General features: G+C 67.8%; 21 protein-coding genes. 14 read left to right on the top strand and 7 right to left on the bottom strand.

Going from position 1 to position 23170, the window contains the following annotated elements:
• Positions 1–22: 22 nt before the first annotated feature.
• Together QUE68_RS18235 and QUE68_RS18230 are read left to right on the top strand one after the other, a co-directional pair.
• Positions 23–745: an Rv3717 family N-acetylmuramoyl-L-alanine amidase gene (locus QUE68_RS18235; protein WP_286274225.1), complete on the top strand. Its 723-nt coding sequence runs from the start codon at positions 23–25 to the stop codon at positions 743–745.
• A gap of 94 nt (positions 746–839) precedes the next feature.
• Positions 840–2288, top strand: a complete 1449-nt coding sequence (locus tag QUE68_RS18230) for an HNH endonuclease signature motif containing protein (protein WP_284227539.1) — start codon at positions 840–842, stop codon at positions 2286–2288.
• A gap of 99 nt (positions 2289–2387) precedes the next feature.
• Here the strand turns inward: QUE68_RS18230 and QUE68_RS18225 are convergent, their stop codons facing one another.
• Positions 2388–2828 carry a nitroreductase family deazaflavin-dependent oxidoreductase gene (locus QUE68_RS18225; protein WP_284227537.1) on the bottom strand — a complete coding sequence of 147 codons (441 nt, stop codon included), beginning with the start codon at positions 2826–2828 and terminating at the stop codon, positions 2388–2390.
• 15 nt (positions 2829–2843) lie between these two features.
• Positions 2844–3689, bottom strand: coding sequence for an NAD(P)H-binding protein (locus tag QUE68_RS18220; protein ID WP_286274224.1), 846 nt, complete (start codon positions 3687–3689; stop codon positions 2844–2846).
• A 93-nt stretch (positions 3690–3782) separates the two neighbouring features.
• Here QUE68_RS18220 and sigI point away from each other — a divergent pair, with 93 nt between their 5' ends.
• On the top strand, positions 3783–4631 hold the full coding sequence (gene sigI / locus QUE68_RS18215) for an RNA polymerase sigma factor SigI (RefSeq protein ID WP_284227533.1): 849 nt from the start codon (positions 3783–3785) through the stop codon (positions 4629–4631).
• A gap of 63 nt (positions 4632–4694) precedes the next feature.
• Here the strand turns inward: sigI and QUE68_RS18210 are convergent, their stop codons facing one another.
• Both QUE68_RS18210 and QUE68_RS18205 read right to left on the bottom strand, forming a co-directional pair.
• Positions 4695–5303, bottom strand: coding sequence for a fasciclin domain-containing protein (locus tag QUE68_RS18210; protein WP_284227531.1), 609 nt, complete (start codon positions 5301–5303; stop codon positions 4695–4697).
• A gap of 46 nt (positions 5304–5349) precedes the next feature.
• A complete protein-coding gene (locus tag QUE68_RS18205; RefSeq protein WP_284227530.1) occupies positions 5350–6030 on the bottom strand; it encodes a fasciclin domain-containing protein in 681 nt (226 codons plus the stop codon).
• Between the two features lie 172 nt (positions 6031–6202).
• Between QUE68_RS18205 and dxr the strand changes: the two genes are divergently transcribed.
• From dxr to QUE68_RS18175, 6 genes are all read left to right on the top strand, one after another.
• Positions 6203–7402: a 1-deoxy-D-xylulose-5-phosphate reductoisomerase gene (gene dxr, locus QUE68_RS18200; protein ID WP_284227529.1), complete on the top strand. Its 1200-nt coding sequence runs from the start codon at positions 6203–6205 to the stop codon at positions 7400–7402.
• Positions 7399–8628 carry a M50 family metallopeptidase gene (locus QUE68_RS18195; RefSeq protein WP_284227528.1) on the top strand — a complete coding sequence of 410 codons (1230 nt, stop codon included), beginning with the start codon at positions 7399–7401 and terminating at the stop codon, positions 8626–8628. The genes dxr and QUE68_RS18195 overlap by 4 nt, the downstream gene beginning before the upstream one ends.
• 16 nt (positions 8629–8644) lie before the next feature.
• A complete protein-coding gene (gene ispG, locus QUE68_RS18190; protein WP_284231060.1) occupies positions 8645–9811 on the top strand; it encodes a flavodoxin-dependent (E)-4-hydroxy-3-methylbut-2-enyl-diphosphate synthase in 1167 nt (388 codons plus the stop codon).
• Positions 9812–9875: 64 nt separating this feature from the next.
• The gene (locus QUE68_RS18185; RefSeq protein ID WP_284231059.1) at positions 9876–10730 is read left to right on the top strand and encodes a GNAT family N-acetyltransferase; all 855 of its coding nucleotides are present in this window, start codon (positions 9876–9878) and stop codon (positions 10728–10730) included.
• 74 nt (positions 10731–10804) lie between these two features.
• The gene (locus QUE68_RS18180; protein WP_284227526.1) at positions 10805–12628 is read left to right on the top strand and encodes a penicillin-binding transpeptidase domain-containing protein; all 1824 of its coding nucleotides are present in this window, start codon (positions 10805–10807) and stop codon (positions 12626–12628) included.
• A 28-nt stretch (positions 12629–12656) separates the two neighbouring features.
• Complete coding sequence (locus QUE68_RS18175; RefSeq protein WP_284227524.1) at positions 12657–13256, top strand: DUF1707 SHOCT-like domain-containing protein; 600 nt, start codon at positions 12657–12659, stop codon at positions 13254–13256.
• Positions 13257–13345: 89 nt separating this feature from the next.
• Here the strand turns inward: QUE68_RS18175 and QUE68_RS18170 are convergent, their stop codons facing one another.
• The 3 genes from QUE68_RS18170 to QUE68_RS18160 all read right to left on the bottom strand — a co-directional run bounded on the left by QUE68_RS18170 (position 13346) and on the right by QUE68_RS18160 (position 16022).
• Positions 13346–13693: a PaaI family thioesterase gene (locus QUE68_RS18170; protein WP_286275863.1), complete on the bottom strand. Its 348-nt coding sequence runs from the start codon at positions 13691–13693 to the stop codon at positions 13346–13348.
• Positions 13694–13779: 86 nt separating this feature from the next.
• Complete coding sequence (locus tag QUE68_RS18165; RefSeq protein WP_284227521.1) at positions 13780–14952, bottom strand: sulfotransferase family protein; 1173 nt, start codon at positions 14950–14952, stop codon at positions 13780–13782.
• Positions 14949–16022: a DUF1214 domain-containing protein gene (locus QUE68_RS18160; RefSeq protein WP_286274223.1), complete on the bottom strand. Its 1074-nt coding sequence runs from the start codon at positions 16020–16022 to the stop codon at positions 14949–14951. The genes QUE68_RS18165 and QUE68_RS18160 overlap by 4 nt, the downstream gene beginning before the upstream one ends.
• 42 nt (positions 16023–16064) lie before the next feature.
• On the opposite strand from QUE68_RS18160, the gene QUE68_RS18155 reads away from it, so the two are divergent.
• The 5 genes from QUE68_RS18155 (at position 16065) to QUE68_RS18135 (ending at position 23150) form a co-directional block, all read left to right on the top strand.
• Positions 16065–16649 carry an acyl-CoA-like ligand-binding transcription factor gene (locus QUE68_RS18155; RefSeq protein WP_284227518.1) on the top strand — a complete coding sequence of 195 codons (585 nt, stop codon included), beginning with the start codon at positions 16065–16067 and terminating at the stop codon, positions 16647–16649.
• Between the two features lie 28 nt (positions 16650–16677).
• Positions 16678–17538: a type I methionyl aminopeptidase gene (gene map, locus QUE68_RS18150; protein ID WP_284227516.1), complete on the top strand. Its 861-nt coding sequence runs from the start codon at positions 16678–16680 to the stop codon at positions 17536–17538.
• Between the two features lie 52 nt (positions 17539–17590).
• Complete coding sequence (locus QUE68_RS18145; RefSeq protein ID WP_286275862.1) at positions 17591–19042, top strand: cobyric acid synthase; 1452 nt, start codon at positions 17591–17593, stop codon at positions 19040–19042.
• Between the two features lie 145 nt (positions 19043–19187).
• Complete coding sequence (locus QUE68_RS18140) at positions 19188–19751, top strand: alpha/beta fold hydrolase (protein ID WP_284227513.1); 564 nt, start codon at positions 19188–19190, stop codon at positions 19749–19751.
• A 54-nt stretch (positions 19752–19805) separates the two neighbouring features.
• The gene (locus tag QUE68_RS18135) at positions 19806–23150 is read left to right on the top strand and encodes a DEAD/DEAH box helicase (protein ID WP_284227512.1); all 3345 of its coding nucleotides are present in this window, start codon (positions 19806–19808) and stop codon (positions 23148–23150) included.
• The last annotated feature ends 20 nt before the right edge of the window (positions 23151–23170 follow it).

Below are 23170 nucleotides of genomic sequence, written 5' to 3'. Positions count from 1 at the left end.
CGCGGCTTGTTAGCGTGGGGCGATGCGAGCACTGGCACTGCTGATGGCCTCCGTCGTCGTGGCGACGTCGTTCTGGTCCTCGCCGGCCGCCCACGCCGCGGACCTCGCGGGCAAGATGATCGTGCTGGATCCCGGACACGGCGCCGCGGCCGACGGTCCGCTGAGCCGCCAGGTGCCCAATGGCCGCGGGGGAATTAAGGACTGCCAGACCACCGGGACTGCGACCGAGGCCGGGTTCCCGGAGCACACGTTCGACTGGGAGGTCGCCCGGCTCGTGCAGAGCGCTCTGGAGGGGATGGGCGCGACCACGGTCTTGTCGCGGATCGACGACAGTGGCGCGGCGCCCTGTGTCGACGCGCGGGCCGCGGCCGCGAATGCGCGACACCCGGACGCGATCGTCAGCTTGCACGCCGACGGCGGGCCGGCGTCCGGGCACGGCTTTCACGTGAACTACTCGAGCCCGCCGCTGTTTCCGTCGCAGGGCGAGCCGTCGATCCGGCTCGCAACGGACATGCGCGATGCGCTGTCGGCGTCGGGGCTGAGCGAATCGACCTACCTGGGCTCACGGGGACTGCTCGGACGCGCTGACCTCGCGGGGCTGAACCTCGCCGAATATCCCGCGGTGCTCGTCGAACTCGGGAACATGCGGAATGCCGACGATGCGGCTCGGATGACCAGTGAGTCGGGTCGCGCGGCCTACGCGAACGCCGTTGTCGCGGGGATCGCGGCGTTCCTCGGCGGCTGAGGGCTCGAGTTTCCCGAAAACTCTTCTGTCACTTGGGTTTCACTGGTCACATCGGCGGGTGGACTTGTCGGTGGGTCGAACTAGTGTTCGAGTCATGTCCACGGACCGCGTGCTCGCCGTCGTGGCGGCGCTGCGCGCGGTCCACGATGAACTCGACGCACTCGACTTCGATGCGTTGAGTGCGCGCGAGACGGTGACGCTGCTCGACGCCCTGGAGGAATCCGAGTGCCGCACCGCGGCGCATCGCCACCGGGCGCTGGCCCAGCTGCAGCAGCAGAGCACGCCCACGGAGATGGGCGCGAAGTCCTGGCGCGACGTGCTGGCGATCCGGTGGCGCCTGTCGGGCAGCGAAGCCGGGCGGCGTCTCACCCACGCCGCCCAACTCGGCCCCCGCCGCTCGATCACCGGTGAACCTCTGGCGCCGACCCTCGACGCGGTCGCGGTGGCCCAACGGATGGGGTTCTTGACCCACGAGCACGTGGACATCCTCTGCAAGGGCATGGCCAAGATCCCGGGCTGGGTGCAGCCGTCGGAACGCGAGCAGATCGAGGTGGACTGGGTACGCCACGGCGTCGGGGACGGACCCAAGGCCCTGCAGGATCAGATCAACCAAACCTTGTTCCTCTTGGATCAGGATGGTCAGCCCCCCAATGACGAGGAACGCCAACGCCGACGCGGCGCCCGCCTCGGGCCCCAACGCCACGACACCATGACCGAGTTCACCGCGACGATGACCCCGGCTCACCGCGCGGTGTGGGAAGTGCTGTTCGCCAAATTCGCCGCCCCCGGCATGTGCAACCCCGCCGACGAACAGCCCTGCTTCTCGGGAATCCCCAGCCAAGCCCAGATCGACGCCGATGACCGCACCCTGGCCCAACGCCAGCACGACGCGATGGAGTTCATCGCCCGGCACGCCCTGAGCAAGGGGGAACTGGGCCACCTCAACGGGGTGCCGACCGCCATCCTGATCCGCACCACCTTGGCCGATCTGATGTCGATGACCGGCACCGCCACCACCGGCGGCGGCACGTTCATGCCCGTCACCGACGTCGTGCAGATGGCCGCCGAACACAATGCGACCAACTACCTGGGGGTGTTCGACGACGCCACCGGCCAGGTGCTGGACTTCTTCAGGGCACGCCGCACCGCCTCCGTGGCGCAAAGGCTGGCGATCATCCTGCGAGACGGCGGCTGCACCAAGCCCAGCTGCCCCGTCCCCGCCTACGGCACCCAGGTACACCACACCGTCGCCGACTGGAACGACGGCGGCAACACCAACGTCAACGAGATGAGCCTGGCCTGTGGACCCGACAACCGGATGGTCGGCCCAGACGGCTGGACGACACTCATGAACGAACACCACGACACCGAATGGCATCCGCCGCCGCAGTTGGACACCGGACAAAACCGGGTCAACCACTACCACCACCCCGAACGATTCCGCACACCCGCCGACGACGCCTGGACTCCCAAGGCCGCCAACGATGCAGCGGCCCAACGGGGCGAGCCACCCGTCGGACCGGATCCGCCAGTCGCCGCCTGACTGTGGGTCGATGGCGGGGAGACTCAAATACGACTCCTCCGTTCGACGCGCTCACGGCGGGTTTTAGGATGACGGCGTGAGCGAGCTGAAGGAAGCCTGCTATGCCGGGTCGAAGCGGAATACCGCCAATTGCCCGGCGAGTGACTCGAATTCGTCGGGTGTGCCGTGGGTGACCAGTCCACTGCGCTTGGCGAAGCCGACGCCGACGGGAACCTTGACGGCGAACGCGCGGAGTACGGGCTTCGACTCGGCGGGGGATAGTTCGACGATCCTGACGGTTCGGGTCCGACGACCGCGTGCGAGCGTCCCCACCCCGGCGGCGCGTGCATTGGCCGCCCAGTCCGCGCCCGGATAGCCCGCGACGGTGTAGAGCCCACCGTCGAGGTCGAACGGCGTCATGGGTGTGCTGCGAGGTTGGCCAGACTTGCGACCGGGAACGGTCAACACCATCGACGGCCCCGCGGGTATGCCGAGTCTCTGCGCGGCGACCACGATCCTGTTCATGGGCTTGAGCCACCCCGGTGGACGGATATTCGACATGCCATGTCCTCCTTCTCATTCGGTGAAGCGGTCGCGGTGCTCGGACACCCATTGCGCGAAGGTGCGGGCCGGGCGTCCGAGGATCTCCTCGACGTCGCGGGTCACCACTGCAGTTCGATCCACGGTCTCCGCCAGGAGGGCCAAGTACGCGTCGGTGAAGTCGGCCGCGAAACCGATGCTCGAGAAGTGCTGTCGAACAGCGTCTTCCGGAACCTCGAGGTAGGTGAGTCCACGACCGAGGATCGTGCCCATGACGCCGACGAGCTCGGAATAGGTGAGCGACTGCGGTCCGGTCAGTGCCAGCCGCCCACCCACCAGATCGTCGGTGAGCAGGGCCCGTGCGGCGACGGCCGAGACGTCGGCGTCGGCGATCGGCGCACTCGACGCGGACGCGTACGGACCGCCCACCACGTCGCCACGGCGGATCTGAGGTGCCCACATGCCTGCGAAATTCGACGCAAAGACACTGGGCCGCAAACTCACCCATTCCAGACCCGAATCGACGGCCAGCCGTTCACATTCCCTGTTGCGGTCGCCACGGAAACGTGACGGCTGCCGAGAGAAGTCGTCGTCGACGTTGATCGCCGACAGGGCGACCAGGCGCCGCACACCCACCTCGCGGGCGGCGGCCATCGTCGCCTGCAGGTCGCAGCCGAGCGCTCTGGAGTTGAGGAAGACGGCGTCCGCCCCGGGCAGGGCGTCCAACGCCGACTCGAATGCAGTGACGCCAGGCGGAAACTCGACGACGCGCTGACGGGTGACCGCGCGGACGTCGATGCCGGCGTCGGCGAGTTCGACGACCAGCGGTCCGCCGACGTTGCCGGTCGCTCCGGTGACGACGACGGTGTTGAGTGGGGCCATGCAATCAAGGACGACTCATCGCGGGCAGAAGTTACACCGGCGCGCGTTGGCGACCGGTCGTAACTTTTCCGCACCCCGATTCGTCGTACCCTCATGACGATCACTGCCGCATGGCGCGACCACCGGCCCTACCTGGTCAACCTGGCCTATCAAATGGTTGGCGACGTCGGGGAGGCCGAGGACATCGCGCAGGAGGCATTCCTGCGGCTGTCCCGCACCGTCCTCGACGACATCGATGACCTGCGCGGCTGGCTGACCGTGGTGGCGGGGCGGTTGTGCCTGGATCACCTCAAGTCGGCGCGCGTGCGACTCGAGACGAAGCTTGCGCCCGAGCAGGAATCCGCCCTCGTCGACGTTCGGATCGACACCGACCCCGCCGACCGCGTGACCCTCGACGACGAGGTCGGCATCGCGTTGTTCGAGGTGTTGTCTCAGCTGAGCCCGGGGGAGCGCGTCGCCTTCGTGCTACACGACGTGTTCGCCGTGCCCTTCGACGAGATCGCCGAGACGGTCGGCAGACCGGCTGGGACGTGCCGCCAGCTAGCGCGACGGGCGCGCGCCAAGTTCTCCGCCAACGCGCCCGGCCACGTCGAGGTCGCCGGCGCCGAGCACCTTCGCGTCACCGAGGCGTTCATCTCTGCGTGCGCCAAAGGTGACATATCGGCTTTGACAGGTCTTTTGGATCCCGATGTGTGGGGCAGCGCCACGGTGCTCGCGCATCCCGCGCCACCGCCCCGGGTCAATCGTGGGCCTGACGACGTCGCCGTCAACCTCGTGCGCTACCTCGGGACGGGGGCGACGGTCGTCTCCGGGCCGCCCGGCCAGCCGGTGCTGCTGGCGTTCGCCCGAGGTCGGTTGTTCGCAGTGATCGTCTTGACGATCCACGATGGCCTGGTGGTGAAGATCGTGGCCACGGCGGACCCGTCGGCCCGTCGGTCCTAAGTCGACGAAACGGGGCGGCCCGGCGTGATGCCGGACCGCCCCGTGGACGATCGAATCCCTCGATTACATCGCGGGAGGAGCAGGCGGCATCAGCACGGTGTCGATCAGGTAGACGGTCGCGTTGGCGGTCTGCACGTTTCCGCAGACGACGGACGAATCGTTCACCTTGAGCTCGTTACCCATGCCCGTGACGTTCAGGTCGGCACCCTGGACCGTCTTGTGCACTCCGTTCAGATCCGCGGGGCTGACCCGGCCCGGGACGACGTGGTAGGTCAGGATGCTGGTCAGCAGCGGGGCGTCGGTCTTGAGCGTCTCGATGGTCGCCGGGTCGATCTTCTTGAAGGCATCATCGGTCGGCGCGAAGACCGTGAACTCGCCACCGTTGAGGGTGTCCACGAGGTTCACCTGAGGATTGAGCTTCCCCGACACCGCAGCGGTGAGGGTGGTCAGCAGCGGGTTGCTGGACGCGGCCGTGGCGACCGGCGCCACGGACATGCCCTGGACCGAACCCGGTCCGGTGGGTACCTGCTCCGCGTACGCGGAGCAGGCGGGGCCGACGAGACCCGCAGCGGGATCCGCCTGCGCGGTTCCGGTCGAGGCGAGCAGTCCGGCGACCGCCATCGCGGCGATCGAGGCGCCGGTGACGGCCTTCTTGGTCTTGTTCAGAATCATTGGTGTCAACTTTCCTTCTGGATTTCGAATCGTGGTGTGGCAGTTGTTAGGCGGCGGGCGGCATCATGACGGTGTCGACCATGTAGACAGTCGCGTTGGCGGTCTTGACGCCACCGCAGACCAGGCCGGACTCATCGAACTTCAGCGCTTCGCCGGCACCGGTGACGGTGACATCGGCGCCCTGGACCGTCTTGTGCGTTCCGGCGACCTCTGCCGGGGTGAGCTGCCCGGGGATCACGTGGTAGGTCAGGATGCTGGTCAGCAGCGGGGCGTCGGTCTTCAGCTTCTCGAGCGTCGCCGCGTCGATCTTGGCGAATGCATCGTCGGTCGGCGCGATCACGGTGAATTCGCCGCCGTTGAGCGTGTCGACGAGGTTGACGCCGGGGTTGAGCTTGCCGGAGACCGCGGAGGCCAAGGTGGTCAGGATCGGGTTGCTCGCGGCTGCGGTGACGACCGGTGCCGTGGCCATGCCAGCCACGGATCCGGGGCCTTCGGGCACCTGCTCGGCGTAGCCGGCGCAACCCGTGCCAACCAGATCGGCGGCGGGGTCGGCGGCAGCGGTCATCGCCGGCGCGCTCGAGGAGGTGCTACTCACGACGCTCGAAGAGACACTGCTGGCGCTGCTGGTGGCTTCGCTGGCGGTCTCGCTCGAACACGCGGAAGTGCCGAGAATGGCGACTGCGGTCAGGCCGGCCGCCGTGAAAGCTTTGCGGTGAGCTGATTTCATGACGTCATCACTCCAATGTGTCTGAGACGACGCGTGCCGCCGTCCTCATGGGGGCATTCGCGGTGATCGCAGTCACGGATGGCATCGTGGCCCGTATGTCACATTCGCGTCACAACCGACTGGGAATTTCCTGGGAGTAGGCCGTGCTCCCGGCTGCGGGCACAATGGTCCGGTGACATCCGGAGGGCAAGAGCGACGCGACCGGAGATCCGAGTCGGGTCGTCTGCGCGTGTTAGTGCTGGGCAGCACCGGTTCCATCGGCACCCAGGCGTTGGAAGTCATCGCGGCCAACCCCGACAGATTCGAGGTCGTCGGACTGGCCGCCGGTGGCGCCAACCCCGACCTGCTGGCGCGCCAACGGGCCCAGACCGGGGCTCGCCACGTCGCCGTCGCATCGCCCGCCGCCGCCGAGCAAATCGGCGACGTCGCCTACGTCGGCCCCGAGGCCGCTACCCAACTGGTCGAGGACACCGAGGCCGACGTCGTACTCAATGCATTGGTCGGCGCCCGGGGGCTGCGCCCCACCCTGGCTGCCCTGCAATCCGGTGCCCGGCTGGCCCTGGCCAACAAGGAATCGCTGATCGCCGGCGGTCCGCTGGTGCTCAAGGCGGCCGCACCCGGTCAGATCGTGCCGGTCGACTCCGAGCACTCTGCCTTGGCGCAATGCCTGCGTGGCGGGACGTCCGACGAAGTCGCCCGGCTGGTGCTGACGGCATCGGGTGGGCCCTTTCGCGGGTGGACGACCGCAGCGCTCGAGGACGTCACGCCCAAACAGGCCGGCGCCCACCCGACGTGGTCGATGGGCCCGATGAACACGCTGAACTCGGCCTCGCTGGTCAACAAGGGCCTCGAGTTGATCGAGACGCATCTGCTCTTCGGGGTCCCCTATGACCGAATCGACGTCGTCGTGCACCCGCAGTCGATCGTGCACTCCATGGTCACGTTCTTCGACGGTTCCACGATCGCCCAGGCCAGCCCGCCCGACATGCGGCTCCCGATCGCGCTGGCGCTGGGTTGGCCGGCGCGGATCGCCGGCGCGGCGCTACCGTGCGACTTCACGACCGCCTCGAGCTGGACTTTCGAGCCCCTCGACGACGACGTCTTCCCCGCCGTGGCGCTGGCCCGGGAGGCCGGTAGCCGGGGCGGCTGTCTCACCGCGGTCTACAACGCCGCCAACGAAGAGGCGGCCGAGGCGTTCCTCGACGGCCGCATCCGTTTCCCCGCGATCGTCCGGATCGTCGGCGAGGTCTTGCGCGGTGCGGACCAGTGGGCGGGAGAACCCGCTACCGTGGATGAGGTACTCGACGCGCAGGACTGGGCCAGAGACCAGGCGCGGAGAGCAGTCGCACGGGAGGTCGTACCCACTAGATGATGTTCGTATTGGGCATTGTGCTGTTCGCACTCGCCATTCTGGTCTCGGTGGCCCTGCATGAATGCGGGCACATGTGGATCGCGCGCGCCACGGGGATGAAGGTGCGGCGCTACTTCGTCGGATTCGGACCGACGGTGTGGTCGACGATGCGCCGCAACCGGCTGGGGTACACCGAGTACGGCGTCAAGGCCGTACCCCTCGGCGGTTTCTGCGATATCGCCGGCATGACGTCGGTCGAGGAGCTCACCCCCGAGGACCGTCCCTACGCCATGTACCGCCAGAAGGTGTGGAAGCGCGTCGCGGTGCTCTTCGCGGGCCCCGGCATGAACTTCATCATCGGTCTGGTGCTCCTCTACGGCATCGCGGTCGTTTGGGGTCTGCCCAACCTGCACCCGCCTACCACGGCGATCGTCGGCGAAACCTCCTGTGTATCACCGGAAGTCACCAAGGGAAACCTCGGCGAATGCACCGGACCAGGCCCCGCCGCGCTGGCGGGCATCCGGGCGGGTGACACGGTCGTCAAGGTCGGGGACACCGACGTGAAGAACTTCGACGAGATGGTCGCCGCCGTACGCAAGCTGAACGCGCCGACACCGTTCGTCGTCCAGCGCACCGAGAACGGCAGGACCACCGACGTCACCACGACCGTCGACGTCACGAAGACCCAGCGGTGGACCAAGGACGGCAACGGCGCCCCCAGCGAGGTCGGCGCCGTTGGCATCGCGGCCGCGCAGTTCGGGCCGACGCAGTACAACCCGCTGTCCGCGGTGCCTGCCACCTTCGCGTTCACCGGTGACCTGGTGGTCGAGCTAGGTAAGTCGCTGGCGAAGATCCCGACGAAGATCGGCGCCCTGTGGACCTCCATCGGCGGCGGTGAACGCGACCCGGAGACGCCGATCAGCGTCGTCGGCGCCAGCATCATCGGCGGTGACACGGTCGATGCCGGGCTGTGGGTGGCGTTCTGGTTCTTCCTCGCCCAGCTGAACTTCGTGCTTGGCGCGGTGAACCTGCTGCCACTGCTGCCGTTCGACGGTGGCCACATCGCCATCGCGGTGTACGAGAAGATCCGCAATATGATTCGGGCGGCGCGCGGCAAGGTCGCCGGTGCTCCGGTGAACTATCTCAAGCTGATGCCCGCGACCTACGTCGTGCTCGTCGTCGTAGGCGGCTACATGCTGCTGACCGTGACCGCTGATCTGGTCAACCCGATCAGATTGTTCCAATAAGCCTCAGAAAGAAGTCATCATGTCCGTCGGGTTGGGTATGCCGGCACCGCCTCCGCCGACGCTGGCCCCGCGCCGCAAGACGCGCCAGCTGATGGTCCGCGACGTCGGCGTCGGGAGCGACTATCCGATCGCCGTGCAGTCGATGTGCACCACCAAGACGCACGACATCAACTCGACGCTGCAGCAGATCGCCGAACTGACCGCTTCCGGCTGCGACATCGTCCGGGTGGCCTGTCCCCGTCAGGAGGACGCCGACGCGCTGGCGGTGATCGCCAAGAAGAGTCAGATCCCGGTGATCGCCGACATCCACTTCCAGCCGAAGTACATCTTCGCCGCGATCGATGCGGGCTGCGCCGCCGTGCGTGTCAACCCCGGCAACATCAAGGAGTTCGACGGCCGGGTCAAGGAGGTCGCGAAGGCGGCCGGCGACGCGGGCATCCCGATCCGCATCGGTGTCAACGCCGGCTCGCTCGACGCGCGGATGATGCAGAAGTACGGCAAGGCTACGCCCGAGGCGTTGGTGGAGTCGGCGCTGTGGGAGGCCTCGCTGTTCGAGGAGCACGGCTTCGGTGACATCAAGATCAGCGTCAAGCACAACGATCCGGTGATCATGGTCGCCGCCTACGAGCAGCTCGCGGCCCAGTGCGATTACCCGCTGCACCTCGGCGTGACCGAGGCCGGTCCGGCGTTCCAGGGCACCATCAAGTCGGCGGTCGCCTTCGGGGCGCTGCTGTCGAAGGGCATCGGCGACACCATCCGAGTGTCGTTGTCTGCTCCGCCGGTCGAGGAGATCAAGGTCGGCAATCAGATCCTGGAGTCGCTCAACCTGCGTCCGCGCGGTTTGGAGATCGTGTCGTGCCCGTCCTGCGGGCGCGCTCAGGTCGACGTCTACAAGCTGGCCAACGAAGTGTCCGCCGGACTCGAGGGTCTGGACGTTCCGCTACGCGTCGCGGTGATGGGTTGTGTCGTCAACGGCCCGGGTGAGGCTCGCGAGGCCGACCTCGGCGTCGCCTCGGGCAACGGCAAGGGCCAGATCTTCGTTCGAGGCGAAGTGATCAAGACGGTGCCCGAGCAGATGATCGTCGAGACCCTCATCGAAGAGGCGATGCGGATCGCGGCCCAAATCAATGACGAACGTGGTTCGAAGGATGTTAGCGGCGCACCGGTTGTGACCGTAAGCTGAGCATGTCCCCGTGAGCGGTCGCACCGCGTACGGGTCGAAGAGAACCGCGCCCCAGAAGGACCCGATGTCCGCTCCTCCGCTGTTTCGTCTCGCCGATGAGCGACGCGTGACGGTGGTGCGCGATGCGGCAATGGTGCGCCGCGTCCTCGACGAAGATCCCGTCGGTTCCTGCATGGTTGCGTCGCGCGTGGCCGACCACGGGGTCGATCCGCCCGCGATCGGGGGGGAGATGTGGACCCGACGCCGCCCCAGCGACTCGCTGTGCTTCGCCGGCGCCAACCTGATCCCGTTGCGCGGTGAGCCCGCCGACCTGGTGGCCTTCGCGGACAAGGCGATGAGCACCGTTCGGCGGTGTTCGTCGTTGGTCGGCCGCGCCGAACTGGTGCTGCCCATGTGGCACCGCCTGGAGAAGGCCTGGGGTCCGGCCCGCGACGTCCGGGATCAGCAACCGTTGATGGCGCTCGCGACGGCGCCGCAGTGTCCGATCGACCCGCATGTCCGTCCGGTGCGGATCGAGCAGCTGGACGCCTACCTGGTGGCCGCGGTGGACATGTTCATCGGCGAGGTCGGCGTGGACCCCCGCGTCGGAGACGGTGGCCGTGGCTATCGGCGACGGGTCGCGAGCCTCATCACCGCGGGGCGGGCGTGGGCGCGCTTCGAGCACGGTCAGGTGGTGTTCAAGGCGGAGGTCGGGTCGCAGTCGCCCGCAGTCGGCCAGATCCAGGGCGTCTGGGTGCACCCCGATTGGCGGGGCAGGGGGCTCGGTGCGGCGGGAACTGCCGCGCTTGCGGGTGCGGTGGTCCGCAGCGGCCGCGTCGCGAGTCTGTACGTGAACGCCTACAACACGGTGGCGCGGGCCACCTACGCGCGGATCGGGTTCACCGAGGTCGGCACCTTCGCGACCGTGCTGCTCGACTGATCACGGTCTGATCTCGACGAGATCTCGGTGCGCCTCCCCGTCATGCGACCGACGCGCTTCTAACATCAGCCTCAATGGTCACAACAACCTCATCCGCATCACGAGTCACTGGACTTCTCACGGTGCTCGCCGTGGTGGCGACCGTCGGCGGAGTCAGCGCCTGCACACCCAAGCCCAACGGTCCCGAACCGGTGGCGACGGCGTTCTTCACCGCGCTCGCCAAGGGGGACACCGGGGTCGCCGCCGATCTCAGCGACAAGCCTGCGCTCGCGAGGGCCGCCCTCAACGAAGCGTGGGCGGGTCTGCAGGCGACCACGCTCGACGCGCAGATCCTCGGTTCCAAGTACGCCGAGGACACCGGCAGCATCGCCTACCGCTACACGTGGCACCTACCCAGGGACCGCACGTGGACCTACGACGGTCGGCTCAACATGGTCCGTGAGGAGGGTCGGTGGGAAGTCCGTTGGAGCGCAACGGGTTTGCATCCGAACCTCGGCGAGAACCAGACCCTCGCCTTGCGCGCGGACGCTCCGCCGCGGGCATCGGTCAACGAACGCGGTGGCAGTGACGTGCTGCGGCCAGGCTTTCTGTACAACTATGCACTCGACGCGAAGGCCGCGGGCGGGGACCTGATGCCGACGGCCACCGTCGTGGCGGACACCCTGCGGCGCTTCGATCCGACCCTGGACGCCCAGCGGCTCGCCGAGACGGCCAGTTCGTCGGCGACGCCGCTGGACCTCGTCACGTTGCGTCAGGCGGACCGCGACGCGGTGGCGCCCGCCATCGGCAACCTGCCCGGTGTCGTCATCACCCCGCATGCCGAGTTGCTGCCCACCGACGATCGCTTCGCCCCCGACATCATCAACCAGGTCAAGAAGTCGGTCGTCGACGAGCTCGACGGCCAGGCCGGCTGGCGGGTGGTCAGCGTCAACCAGAACGGTGTCGACGTCGACGTCCTCGACGAAACGCCTGGTGCGCCAGCACCTTCGGTGACCATAAGCCTCGACCGTGCCGTGCAGGATGCCGCACAGGATGCAGTCGACATGGTCGGCCGCAAGGCGATGATCGTGGCGATCAAGCCGTCCACCGGCGAGATCCTGGCCGTGGCCCAGAACGCTGCCGCCAACGAGGACGGGCCTGCCGCCACCACCGGCCTCTACCCGCCGGGCTCGACGTTCAAGATCGTGACGGCGGGTGCAGCGATCGATCGCGACATGGCGACGCCCAACACGCTTCTCGGCTGCCCCGGCCAGATCGACATCGGGCAGCGAACGATCCCCAACTACGGCGGGTTCGACCTCGGCACGGTGCCCATGTCGCGCGCCTTCGCGAATTCGTGCAACACGACGTTCGCCGAGCTGGCGAGCCGCATGCCACCGCGCGGCCTGACCACCGCCGCCGCGCAGTACGGCATCGGCACGGACTACGTCGTCGACGGCATCACCACCGTCACCGGATCGGTTCCCCCGACGGTGAACCTGACCGAGCGCACGGAGGACGGTTTCGGCCAGGGCCGGGTGCTGGTCAGCCCGTTCGGCATGGCGCTGGCCGCGGCGACCGTCGCCGCGGGCAAGACCCCGGTACCGCAGCTGATCGAGGGCAGGCACACCGAGGTGTCGGGTGACACGCCGACCATCACGCCGAAGATGATCGACGGCCTGCGGCCGATGATGCAGCTGGTGGTGACCAACGGCACCGCCAAGGATCTCAATGGCAACGGTGACGTCCGCGGCAAGACCGGTGAGGCGGAGTTCGACGGCGGTTCACACGCCTGGTTCGCCGGCTACCGCGGCGACCTGGCCTTCGCGGCTCTCATCGTCGGCGGCGGCAGCTCGGAGTACGCCGTGCGGATGTGCAAGGACATGCTGAACGGACTGCCCCCGGACTATCTGGCCTGAGTAGCCTGGTGGTCGTAGGAGGACAGCAATGACCAGCATCAACTCTGACGTGGGCGGGGACGCCCTCGTCCTCCGCATCTCGGATGCCGATCGCAACGGGACGCTGCGCCGCCTGCACAACGCGGTGGCGCTGGGCCTCATCGACATCGACGAGTTCGAGGAACGCTCGGCCGCGGTGTCCCAAGCCCGCCTGCACTCCGATCTCGCCGCGCTCGTCGAGGATCTACCGGGTCCCGGCGCCATCGTCACGTCGGCGACCGACCGGGTCGAACTCAAGGGCGTGCTGGGCTCGCTGAAGCGCCAAGGGGAGTGGATCGTGCCCACCCGACTGTCGCTGGTGCGCCGGATGGGATCGATCGACCTAGACCTGACCAAGGCGCGGTTCGCCGGCCCGATCGTGGTGATCGAACTGGACGTGAAGTTCGGGTCGGTGGACATCCGGCTGCCCGACGGTGCCAGCGCGTCGATCGACGACGTCGAGGTGCTGGTCGGCAGCGCCCGCGATCATCGCAAGGACGCGCCCGCCGAGGGCCGTCCGCACGTCATCCTGACCGGGCGCAGCGTCTGTGGGTCGGTCGACATCCGGGGCCCGCGCCGTGCGGCACTGGGCAAGTTCCGGCGGGGTTAGCGGGGCTCATTCTCTTCGCGCAAGCGCTCATCGGGGCTCTTGCTCTTCGCGCAAGCGCTCATCGGGGCTCTTGCTCTTCGCGCAAGCGCTCATCGGGGCTCAAGCACGGCGAAGCTCAGCGTCGCCCGGCACGCCAGGCGGTCCCGGCCGACGTCGGTGACGTCGACGGACGTCACGATGAGGCGCCGGCCCGCCCGCACGATGGTGGCCTCCGCCCGCGCCGGGCCCTCGATGATCGGCGCCAGGAAGTGGACGTTCATGTCCGCCGTGGTGACGTCCCGGTCCGGGCCGACGACGTTGCTGGCCAGTCGGCCCGCCGCGATGTCGATCAGAGTGGCCACCAACCCGCCCTGCAGCGCACCGCGGATGTTCACCAGGTTCGGCCGGTTGTCCATCTCGATGACCAGGCGCTCATCGGACTCCTCGACGTCCCGCATGCCCAACTGACGCAGGAGGTGGCGCTCTTCGTTCACCGCCCGACGGTAACATCGTTACCGCAGTTCCAGGCACCGCTCGACGTCCACTACTTCAGCGCCTCGGTGGGCACCTCGAGCCTGTCCTGGTAGGCACGGACCCGATCGCGCACCACGGCGGCGTCCAGTCCGGTGTCGGACCAGGTGTAGCGACCACCGCCACCGTCGCCGGGGTGCTCGGCGAGGAACTGGCGCATGCGCGTCTCGGCGACCGGGGTCAGTTCCCGGCCCAGCGCGTCGTACAGCCTGCCGATGGTGGCCAACGGGTCGGCGATGAAGTCGGCGAACTGGACGTCGATGAGTTGGCCCGGGGCCAAGGTGCCCGAGTCGCGCACCTTCATCGACCGTTCCAGCCCGACGACGATCTCCTCGCACGACTGCTGCGCGCATTCGCGGATGTCGCTCTCGTCGGAGGCCAGTCGGCGCAGGTGGTGGGTCAGCGCGGTGATCGACGAGATGACGTTGAGCGGATCGCGGTGGGTCTGCACGATCACCGCGTCCGGATACTCCGCGACCAGACGGTCGAGCTGCCACAGGTGGGCGGGCGACTTCAACAGCCACTGCCCACCAACACCGGACTGCAAGTGCTGCAGGAAGATTCGGTGATAGCGATAGGCGCCTTCGTGGTCGGCGTCGTACAGCAGCCAACGGTAGTAGGTCGGCAACCGGTACTGCACAGAGAACAACATGCTGCAGAATTGCGCGGCCCAGACCTTGACGCACTCCTGCCCGACGCGTGCACCCATCGGGTGAAAGGCCAGGAGTCCCGGCACGATCTGCTCGGACATCTCGAGGTTGGCCTGTGCCTGCGCGATCCGTGGATCGGTGTCATAGGTGTCGGGTCGGGCAAGCGGCCATGGTGAATCGACCTCCCACGTCAGCGGTGGGCGCAGCTCGGGGTCCTGGGCCAGTAGGTCGAACAGGATGGTCGTGCCGGTGCGCGGTTGGCCCACGATGAAGATGGGCCGTTCGATGGGGGCGGCCGCGATCGCGGCATCATCCTTGCGGCACTGCATGATTCGCAGTCGGCTGGCGAGCGGACCGACGATGTCCATCACGGCGATCTCGACGCCGAGCGGCGAAAGTCTGGCTTCGGCCGCCAGACCGTCGGTCAGCAGCGCCAGGCCGTCGCGCCAGCCGTCGGGTTCGCCGAAGTCGTCGAGGCCCGCGAGATCGCACGCCTGCTCGACGAGCACGTCGACGTCGAAGCGGTCGGTACTCACGCCTGAATCACGCTGACCGTGACATCGGGCGCAGCGGGATTGTCGAGCCAGCGCAGCACGATGAAGCCACGGCGGTGGCCGCCGGTGTCCAACCAGTGCCCGTGCCCGAAGTCCCTGGCGCCGATCGCTATTCGGACCTTGCCATCGGCGTCGGCGCTGACACCCCGGTTGGTGACCGAACTGTGTCTGCGCCGAGGCTCGATGCACTCGTGCCAGATGTTCTCCAGCGTCACGTTCCAGTACCGGGTATCGGGTGGATGGAATTCCAGAAGCAGAGTCTCGCCGTCTTGCAGGCCGAAGGTGCCGATCATGTAGAGGTTGTCCGGGGTGGTGTCCGCGGCGCCGAGGTCGGCGGCCTCCGCGGTCAGCAGAACGTTGGGGCGAGTGAGCAGTTCGGGCTTGACGGTGCGGTGCAAACTCGTCAACTTCATCAACGTCCACGCCATCGCGGTGAACTGTTCGGCGACTGCGGCATCGGTCGGCGGTTGCGGCACGACGGCATCGAGCGTCTCGATCCGCAGGGTGGCGGGTACCTCGGTGTCGGCGTCGCCGACGTACTCCCGCACCACCATCGAGGCGGCGTCGTCGGGAATCCTCAGCCACTGTGCGTTGACGAGTTCGGCGGCCGGCGGCTGGTCGGCCGACACCACCACGGTGAACCCGCCCGCGTCGAGGGTGAGCTCGGTGTCGCTGAGGTAGGCGGCCATGCGGCGCGGAGTCATCCCGGTGCCGGCCAGCACCTGCATACCGAGATAGGCGGTGCTGCCTCGGGTTCCGGTGATCCGGTAGCGACGGTCGCCTCGAATCATTGCGAGGAGGTACCGGCCGTCCGGATTCGGACCGCCGACCATGCGGGTGGGGGAGCACATGTCGAAGAACCACGGCAGTTCCGGATCTGCCTCGATGGACAACTCCGAGCACAGCGCGGTGACCCGCGAGACCACCCGAAGCCCATCCAGTACCTCGCGTTCGTCGCGGGCGTCGTCCAGCACCATCGAGGTCACGTCGTGGAGCATCTTCTGCACGAACCGCCACGCCTCTAGGGTCTTCGGCGCGAGATCAGGGGTCATAGCGAGACATAGTCTCAGTCGAGACGTAGTCTCATACGGGAAATGACCGAAACCATCGCCCTCAACGTGCGCAAGCGCCGCGCCACGCGTGACCGGATCGCGAGCTGTGCTGCGCGTCTGGTGATCGACGACGGGCTGGCGGGCACCACCGTCGAGCGGATCGCCGCAGAGGCCAACGTGGGGCGAGCCACCTTCTTCCGCTACTTCGCCGCGAAGGAGGACGCCGTCGCCGACGGCATGACGCGGTACTGGCTCGACGCCATCACCACCCAGCTCGCGGCGCAACCGCCGGAGCTCTCCGCGCACGACGCCGTCGTCGCCGCATTCGATGACCTCGGCGCCGGTTTCGACGACATCAGCGCCCAGGTCCGCGACCTGGCCACGCTGACCCGGTCGTCGCCCACGCTGAGCGCGTGGACCCTGCAGATCTACGTCGGATACGAGAGGGCCATCGCCGACCTGGTGGCCCCGCGGCTGTCCGACCCGGTGCCCGACGACCCGCGGCCGCGGTTGATCGGTGCACTCACGATGGCGTCGATCCGCATCGCCTTGGACGACTGGCTACACCACGGCGGATCGCTGCCCGAACGGGTGGGGACGGCGCTGTCGTCGATGGTCGTGCGGTAGCGCAGCCGAAGGTGATTATCCTGGGGGAATGTCCGTTCGCACCGCACTGAGACCCGGCGAGGTATCCCCGACGCTGCCGGTGCCCAAGTCAATCCCGCGCCCCGAATACGCCTGGAAGGCAGGCGTCCGGGAGGGCTCCGAACCCTGGGTGCAGACACCCGAGGTCATCGAGAAGATGCGGGTCGCAGGTCGGATCGCGGCCAATGCGCTCGCTGAAGCGGGCAAGGCCGTCGCGCCGGGTGTCACCACCGACCAGCTGGACCGCATCGCCCACGACTACATGGTCGACCACGGCGCCTACCCGTCGACCCTGGGTTACAAGGGCTATCCGAAGTCGTGCTGCACGTCGCTCAACGAGATCATCTGTCACGGCATCCCGGATTCGACGGTCGTGCAGGACGGTGACATCGTCAACATCGACGTGACCGCCTTCATCGACGGCGTGCACGGCGATACGAACGCCACCTTCCTGGCCGGTGACGTCTCCGAGGAGCACCGTCTGCTGGTCGAGCGAACCCACGAGGCGACGATGCGCGCGATCAAGGCCTGCAAGCCCGGCCGCCAACTCTCGATCGTCGGCCGTGTCATCGAAGCCTACGCAAACCGGTTCGGCTACAACGTCGTTCGCGACTTCACCGGCCACGGCATCGGCACGACGTTCCACAACGGCCTGGTGGTCCTGCACTACGACCAGCCGGCCGTCGACACCGTGCTGGAGCCGGGGATGACGTTCACGATCGAGCCGATGATCAACCTCGGGGCACTGGACTACGAGATCTGGGACGACGACTGGACCGTCGCCACCATCGACAAGAAGTGGACCGCGCAGTTCGAACACACGCTGGTGATCACCGACGACGGCGCCGAGATCCTGACGCTCGCCCAGTGACGTGAAGGGCGCGCTACTCGTCGCGGGCACCACGTCCGACGCGGGCAAGTCGATGATGGTGGCCGGACTCTGTCGGCTGTTGGCGCGCAAGGGTATCCGGGTCGCGCCGTTCAAGGCGCAGAACATGTCCAACAACTCGGCCGTCACCATCGAAGGCGGGGAGATCGGTCGCGCCCAAGCCATGCAGGCCCGGGCTGCGGGTCTAGAGCCGAGTGTGCGATTCAACCCGGTCCTGCTCAAACCCGGCGGTGACCGGACGTCGCAACTGGTGGTCATGGGTCAGGTCACGGGCACCGTCGCCGCAGGTGACTACTTCCACCATCGCGCCATGCTCGCCGAGGTGGTCAACGCTGAACTCGCTTCGCTGAGAAGCGAATTCGACGTCGTCATCTGTGAGGGCGCTGGCTCACCCGCCGAGATCAACCTGCGGGCAACCGATCTGGCGAACATGGGCCTGGCACGCGCGGCGGACCTGCCCGTGATCGTGATCGGTGACATCGACCGCGGCGGTCTACTGGCACACCTGTTCGGGACCGTGGCCGTCCTCGAGCCCGAGGACCAGCGGCTGATCGCGGGTTTCGTGGTCAACAAGTTCCGCGGTGATCCGGCGTTGCTGGCGCCAGGCCTCGATCAGCTCGAACGGCTCAGCGGTCGGCCGACCTACGGCGTCATTCCGCACGACGACGGACTGTGGCTCGACGCGGAGGACTCGCTGTCGGTCCAGGGCCACCGGATCGTGGGAATCCCCGCGGAGCCCAGGGGCGCAGATGCCCTACGCGTGGCGGCGATCCGCCTGCCCCGCATCTCCAACTCGACCGACGTGGAGGCGCTGGCCTGCGAGCCGGGTGTGCTGGTCCGGTGGGTCGCCGACGCCGCGGACCTCGCCGACGCCGACGTCGTGGTGCTACCGGGCAGCAAGGCGACGGTGTCGGATCTGGCCTGGCTGCGCGAGCGTGGGCTCGCCGATGGCGTGCGCGCGCACGCCGCATCCGGACGGGCCGTGCTCGGTATCTGCGGCGGGTTCCAAATGCTGTGCCGAACCATCGACGATCCCGTCGAATCGGGCCTACGCGGAATCGAGGGTCTGGGACTGCTGGACGCCGACGTCGTCTTCGAGCCCGCCAAGACGTTGAAACTCTGGGGCGGCGACGGGCCCGTCCCCCTTCGGGGATACGAGATCCACCACGGTCGGGTGGCGCGGACCTCGGAGGACAATTGGCTGGACGTCGGCATCCGGCGCGGCGGGGTCTACGGGACGCACTGGCACGGGCTCCTCGACAACGACGAGGTGCGGCGCGGTTGGCTCACCGACGCGGCGACGTTGGCGGGACGACGGGGTTTCGTGGTTGCCGACGACGTCGACGTGACCGCACGCCGCGACGCCCAACTCGACGTCATGGCAGACCTCTTGACGGCGCATCTCGACGTCGCGGCGGTGATGGAGCTGCTTTCGCACGGCGCCCCGCCGCGGCCCGTCATCGCCTCGACCGTCACGCAGCGGTAGCCGAGGACGGCGAGGACCTCGGTCAAAGGGCCCGTCCCGCAAACGTTTCAGACGGTGGTCGCCACCGCTGCCAGGCGGCTGAACGTTGTATTGCAAGGCGATTAAAAACGGCACTGGAGACGGATGGCCCCTGTAGCGTGGCGCAATGCCTTCGACCGTCCTCACCGTCGACGGTTTCCCTGCCACCATCGACGTATCGGGTCCCGAGAAGGGCTCGGTCGTCGTACTGCTCGGAGCCGCGCATCAAGGGCCGGCGGCGTACGACGCGGTCTGCGAGCGGCTGCACACCGCCTCCCTGCGCACCGTGGTCATCGCGCCCGATTCGCGGTTGCGGCCGAAGTCCATCGTCGGGATCCTCGACTCGGTGGGCGTCCGCTGGGCGCTCCTGGTGGGGGATCGCGTCGGCGGTGAGCTGGCCTGGGAGCTGGCCGCCACCCGGCTGGACCGGTTCATCGGGTTGGTCGTGGTCGACCGCGGTCACCCGCGTGTGCCGGATCAGGCGGGCGTGATCCGTGACGCGCACTGCCCGCCCGTCGAGGTGAACACGACGGCACTGGTCAGCACGCCGGCCGCACGCAACGTCGCCAAGGCCAGCCAGCGCTACGTGTACGGCGACTACCGGTTGGTCGAGCTGCTCGGGCGGCGCAACGCGCACGAATCCACCGCGCAACTCGCCGCCGAGATCGTCCTGCGCACCAGCACCTGGTGACCTGGTCACCGACGTCGGCGCGAGGTTGTCCCCGTGCTTCCCTATCCTTCGCACATGGTGTCGCCCGATGGCTCCGAACTCGACGTCGATGACGTGCTCGCCGAGTTCGACGCGCCGACCGTCGCGCGTGGCACGCGATACGCCAACCTGGGTCGTGTCCACGACAGCGCCTGGCGCGGTGACCTCGAGCTCATGGGTCGGTGTTCGGGGTCGGGCGAGCAGGTGTATCTGGTCGACGTCGGCTTCCAGCGCTTCGGCGACGGCCTCCGCCTGTCCTGGGCCAGCTGTTCGTGTCCGGTGGGCGCATATTGCAAACACGCCGTCGCGCTGATCCTGAGCACAGTGGCGAAGAGCGCCAGGCCGGCCGACCCGGACCGCTGGCGCACCGTGCTCGCCAAACTGCTGGACGAACTAGCACCCCTCGACACCGAACGTACGTCGCCGATCGGACTGCAATTCACCGTCGCGCCACCCAACCGCTACCGTCCCGGTCCCCAAATCGCGCTGCGTCCCGTCACCGTCGGCAAGCGCGGAACGTGGATCAGGACCGGGCTGAACTGGCAACGGCTTGCCTACCATGCCGCCGCCACCGAGTTCGATCGCGGACAGTACGAGGCGTTGCGGGCCCTCGTCGCCGACGTCCAACGGTCGGGAATAGCGCCCGTCAACGACGTGATGTCGATTGGCTATGTCCCACCGACCTTTTGGTCACGACTGGATGAGGTGATCGAGTCCGGCGTCGCGCTCGTCGCCGATGGCGGTAGCGGGCTGAATGCGGTCGACTTCATCAAGAGCGTGCAGGTGCGGCTGGACTTCGCCTCCGACGATGCGGGCGGCGCGACGATGGCGGCGGCCCTGATCGTGGACGGGGAGCGTTGGCTCGGCACGGGCGTGGGACTCATCGGATCACCGCCCCACGGGATCTACGCGATCGTCGATGGAGTGCTGCGGCTGGGTCGGTTCGATCCCGTGCCGCCGCGTACGACGCTGGACCTCCTCGCCCGCGACGAGGTCCTGCACATTCCCGTCGAGACGGTGGGGGAGTTCTCGGTCGCGGTGCTGCCGCGCCTGGTCGGGGCCACCCCGGTGGACGTCGAGGAAGGCCTGTTCACCCCGCCGACCATCACCGGGCCGACTCCGGTGCTGACGGTGACGGTCGGTGCGGACCGCGTGCGCACGCACTGGAGCGTGCGCTACCACGTCAACGACCGGGGCCAGGACTTCGAGTCCGAAGTTCCCGCCGAGAGGACCGGCTACCGCGACCCGGACGCCGAAGCCACTGCCTGGGAGGCCGTCACCCCGGCACTGAGAACCGTTGCGGCCGCGTCGCGCAGCTTCAAGTCGCAGGCCCTCGCACGTCTCATGCTGCGCATCACCCGGGACCCCAACGCCGCCGCGCTGGGCAACGAGTTGACGGCCCTCATCGGCTGCCACGACGCGGCCTCCGCCGCCGAGGTGGCCGCACCGGCGACCCTCCTCGCGGGTGTCGAGCTCACCCTGACCGAGACCGCAGTACTCCTTGGCGAGCTGTTGCCGCGACTGGACTGCCGCGACGCCTTCACCATCGACGTGGACGAAGGCGCGCCCGACTTCCGTGCCGCCGAGAGTGTGCCACGGCTCGAGTTCGGCAGCGGTGCCACCGACCCGGCACCCAACGACTGGTTCGACCTCAGCATCACGCTGCAGATCGACGGCCAGCTGGTTCCCATCGCCACGGTCATCGCCGAATTAGCCTCGGGCGCAACGCACATGTTGCTCCCCAACGGGGTCTACTTCCGGTTGAACACGCCCGAGCTGCTCAAGCTGCGGGAGCTGCTCGACGAGGCCCGCGCGCTCGGCGAGCTGACGGGCGACGCGGTCAACGCCGGGTCACGCAACGTCACCCTGTGGGAGGAACTCCTCGCCCTTGGCGTCGTCGACGACCAACTGGCCAGCTGGCGGGAGCGGATTGCCCGGCTCGCGAGCGCGCGGCCTCCTGAGCCCGTCGACGTACCCGACGGGCTCGATGCCACCCTGCGCGACTACCAGCGAGACGGGCTGAACTGGCTGTCATTCCTATGGGACAACGAACTCGGCGGTGTACTCGCCGACGACATGGGGCTGGGCAAGACGGTGCAGACCCTGGCGTTGATCGCCCGCGTGGCCGAAGGGGGGGTCCGAAGGTTCCTGGTCGTCGCGCCGACGAGCGTGGTCACCAACTGGGTCGCCGAGTGCCGCAAGTTCACGCCCGGGCTGACGGCGGTGGCCGTCACCAGTAGCGAGGGCCGGTCCGGGACCCCGCTCGCGGATCGGGTAGCGGCCGCCGACATCGTGGTCACCTCGTACGCGCTGCTCCGCATCGACTTCGAGGCCTACGCCGGGATCGACTGGGCGGGAGTCATCCTCGACGAAGCGCAATTCGTGAAGAACCACACCAGCAAGACACATCAGTGCGTGCGCCGGCTCGACGTCCAGTTCAAGTTGGCCATCACCGGTACGCCGATGGAGAACAACCTGATGGAGCTCTGGTCGCTGCTGTCGATCACCGCACCGGGTCTGTTCCCGTCGCCCAAGGTGTTCACCGAGCACTTCCGCAAGCCGATTGAATCCGGAACCAACAAGGACCGGTTGCCCGTGCTCCGTCGCCGGATCAAGCCGGTGATGTTGCGCCGCACCAAGAGTCAGGTCGCCGGTGAACTGCCGCCGAAGCAGGAACAGGTGCTCACCCTCGATCTCGGTCCCAAGCACCGGAAGGTCTACGACACCCACATGGCCCGCGAACGCCAGAAGGTGCTGGGGCTCCTCGGCGAATGGGAGAAGAACCGATTCCAGATCTTCCGGTCGTTGACGCTGCTGCGGCAGCTCAGCCTCCATCCCGCGTTGGTCGACGAGGCGAACGTCGACGTGGGCGCCGCCAAGGTCGACTTCCTGGTCGAGCAGTTGCCAAGCCTGGTGGCCGAAGGGCACAGCGCGCTGGTGTTCAGTCAGTTCACCGGGTTCCTCGACATCGTGCGGACCCATCTCGACGCGATCGGATTGAGCTACGCCTATCTCGACGGTTCCTCGACGTCGCGTCAGCGCGATGCGGCGATCCAAGCCTTCAAGGCAGGTACCCATCCGGTGTTCCTGATCAGCCTCAAGGCCGGTGGCTTCGGGCTCAACCTCACCGAAGCGGACTACTGCTTCGTCTGCGACCCGTGGTGGAACCCGGCCGCCGAGGCGCAGGCCGTCGACCGGACGCATCGCATCGGGCAGACGCGTCCGGTCACCGTCTACCGGTTGGTCTCGGCGGGCACCATCGAGGAGAAGGTGGTCGCACTGCAGGCCCGCAAGCGTGCGCTGTTCGCAGCGGTCATCGACGAGGGTGACGTCTTCGGATCGGTTATCAGCGCATCCGATGTGCGAGAACTATTCGGGTAGAACGGTTCTCGTTGGTCCCG

Origin of the sequence: Mycolicibacterium sp. TUM20985 (assembly GCF_030295745.1) — a bacterium.
Taxonomy (GTDB): domain Bacteria; phylum Actinomycetota; class Actinomycetes; order Mycobacteriales; family Mycobacteriaceae; genus Mycobacterium.
Note: the sequence above shows the minus strand (reverse complement) of the source record. Positions and strands in the feature narration are given on the sequence as shown.

Bases quoted from the DNA above. Each gene is read 5' to 3' on its own strand.
- QUE68_RS18235 (WP_286274225.1), top strand. From the start codon at position 23: ATGCGAGCACTGGCACTGCTGATGGCCTCCGTCGTCGTGGCGACGTCG.
- QUE68_RS18230 (WP_284227539.1), top strand. From the start codon at position 840: ATGTCCACGGACCGCGTGCTCGCCGTCGTGGCGGCGCTGCGCGCGGTC.
- QUE68_RS18225 (WP_284227537.1), bottom strand. From the start codon at position 2,828: ATGTCGAATATCCGTCCACCGGGGTGGCTCAAGCCCATGAACAGGATC.
- QUE68_RS18220 (WP_286274224.1), bottom strand. From the start codon at position 3,689: ATGGCCCCACTCAACACCGTCGTCGTCACCGGAGCGACCGGCAACGTC.
- sigI (WP_284227533.1), top strand. From the start codon at position 3,783: ATGACGATCACTGCCGCATGGCGCGACCACCGGCCCTACCTGGTCAAC.
- QUE68_RS18210 (WP_284227531.1), bottom strand. From the start codon at position 5,303: ATGATTCTGAACAAGACCAAGAAGGCCGTCACCGGCGCCTCGATCGCC.
- QUE68_RS18205 (WP_284227530.1), bottom strand. From the start codon at position 6,030: ATGAAATCAGCTCACCGCAAAGCTTTCACGGCGGCCGGCCTGACCGCA.
- QUE68_RS18195 (WP_284227528.1), top strand. From the start codon at position 7,399: ATGATGTTCGTATTGGGCATTGTGCTGTTCGCACTCGCCATTCTGGTC.
- QUE68_RS18185 (WP_284231059.1), top strand. From the start codon at position 9,876: ATGTCCGCTCCTCCGCTGTTTCGTCTCGCCGATGAGCGACGCGTGACG.
- QUE68_RS18180 (WP_284227526.1), top strand. From the start codon at position 10,805: ATGGTCACAACAACCTCATCCGCATCACGAGTCACTGGACTTCTCACG.
- QUE68_RS18175 (WP_284227524.1), top strand. From the start codon at position 12,657: ATGACCAGCATCAACTCTGACGTGGGCGGGGACGCCCTCGTCCTCCGC.
- QUE68_RS18170 (WP_286275863.1), bottom strand. From the start codon at position 13,693: ATGCGGGACGTCGAGGAGTCCGATGAGCGCCTGGTCATCGAGATGGAC.
- QUE68_RS18160 (WP_286274223.1), bottom strand. From the start codon at position 16,022: ATGACCCCTGATCTCGCGCCGAAGACCCTAGAGGCGTGGCGGTTCGTG.
- QUE68_RS18155 (WP_284227518.1), top strand. From the start codon at position 16,065: ATGACCGAAACCATCGCCCTCAACGTGCGCAAGCGCCGCGCCACGCGT.
- map (WP_284227516.1), top strand. From the start codon at position 16,678: ATGTCCGTTCGCACCGCACTGAGACCCGGCGAGGTATCCCCGACGCTG.
- QUE68_RS18145 (WP_286275862.1), top strand. From the start codon at position 17,591: ATGATGGTGGCCGGACTCTGTCGGCTGTTGGCGCGCAAGGGTATCCGG.
- QUE68_RS18140 (WP_284227513.1), top strand. From the start codon at position 19,188: ATGCCTTCGACCGTCCTCACCGTCGACGGTTTCCCTGCCACCATCGAC.
- QUE68_RS18135 (WP_284227512.1), top strand. From the start codon at position 19,806: ATGGTGTCGCCCGATGGCTCCGAACTCGACGTCGATGACGTGCTCGCC.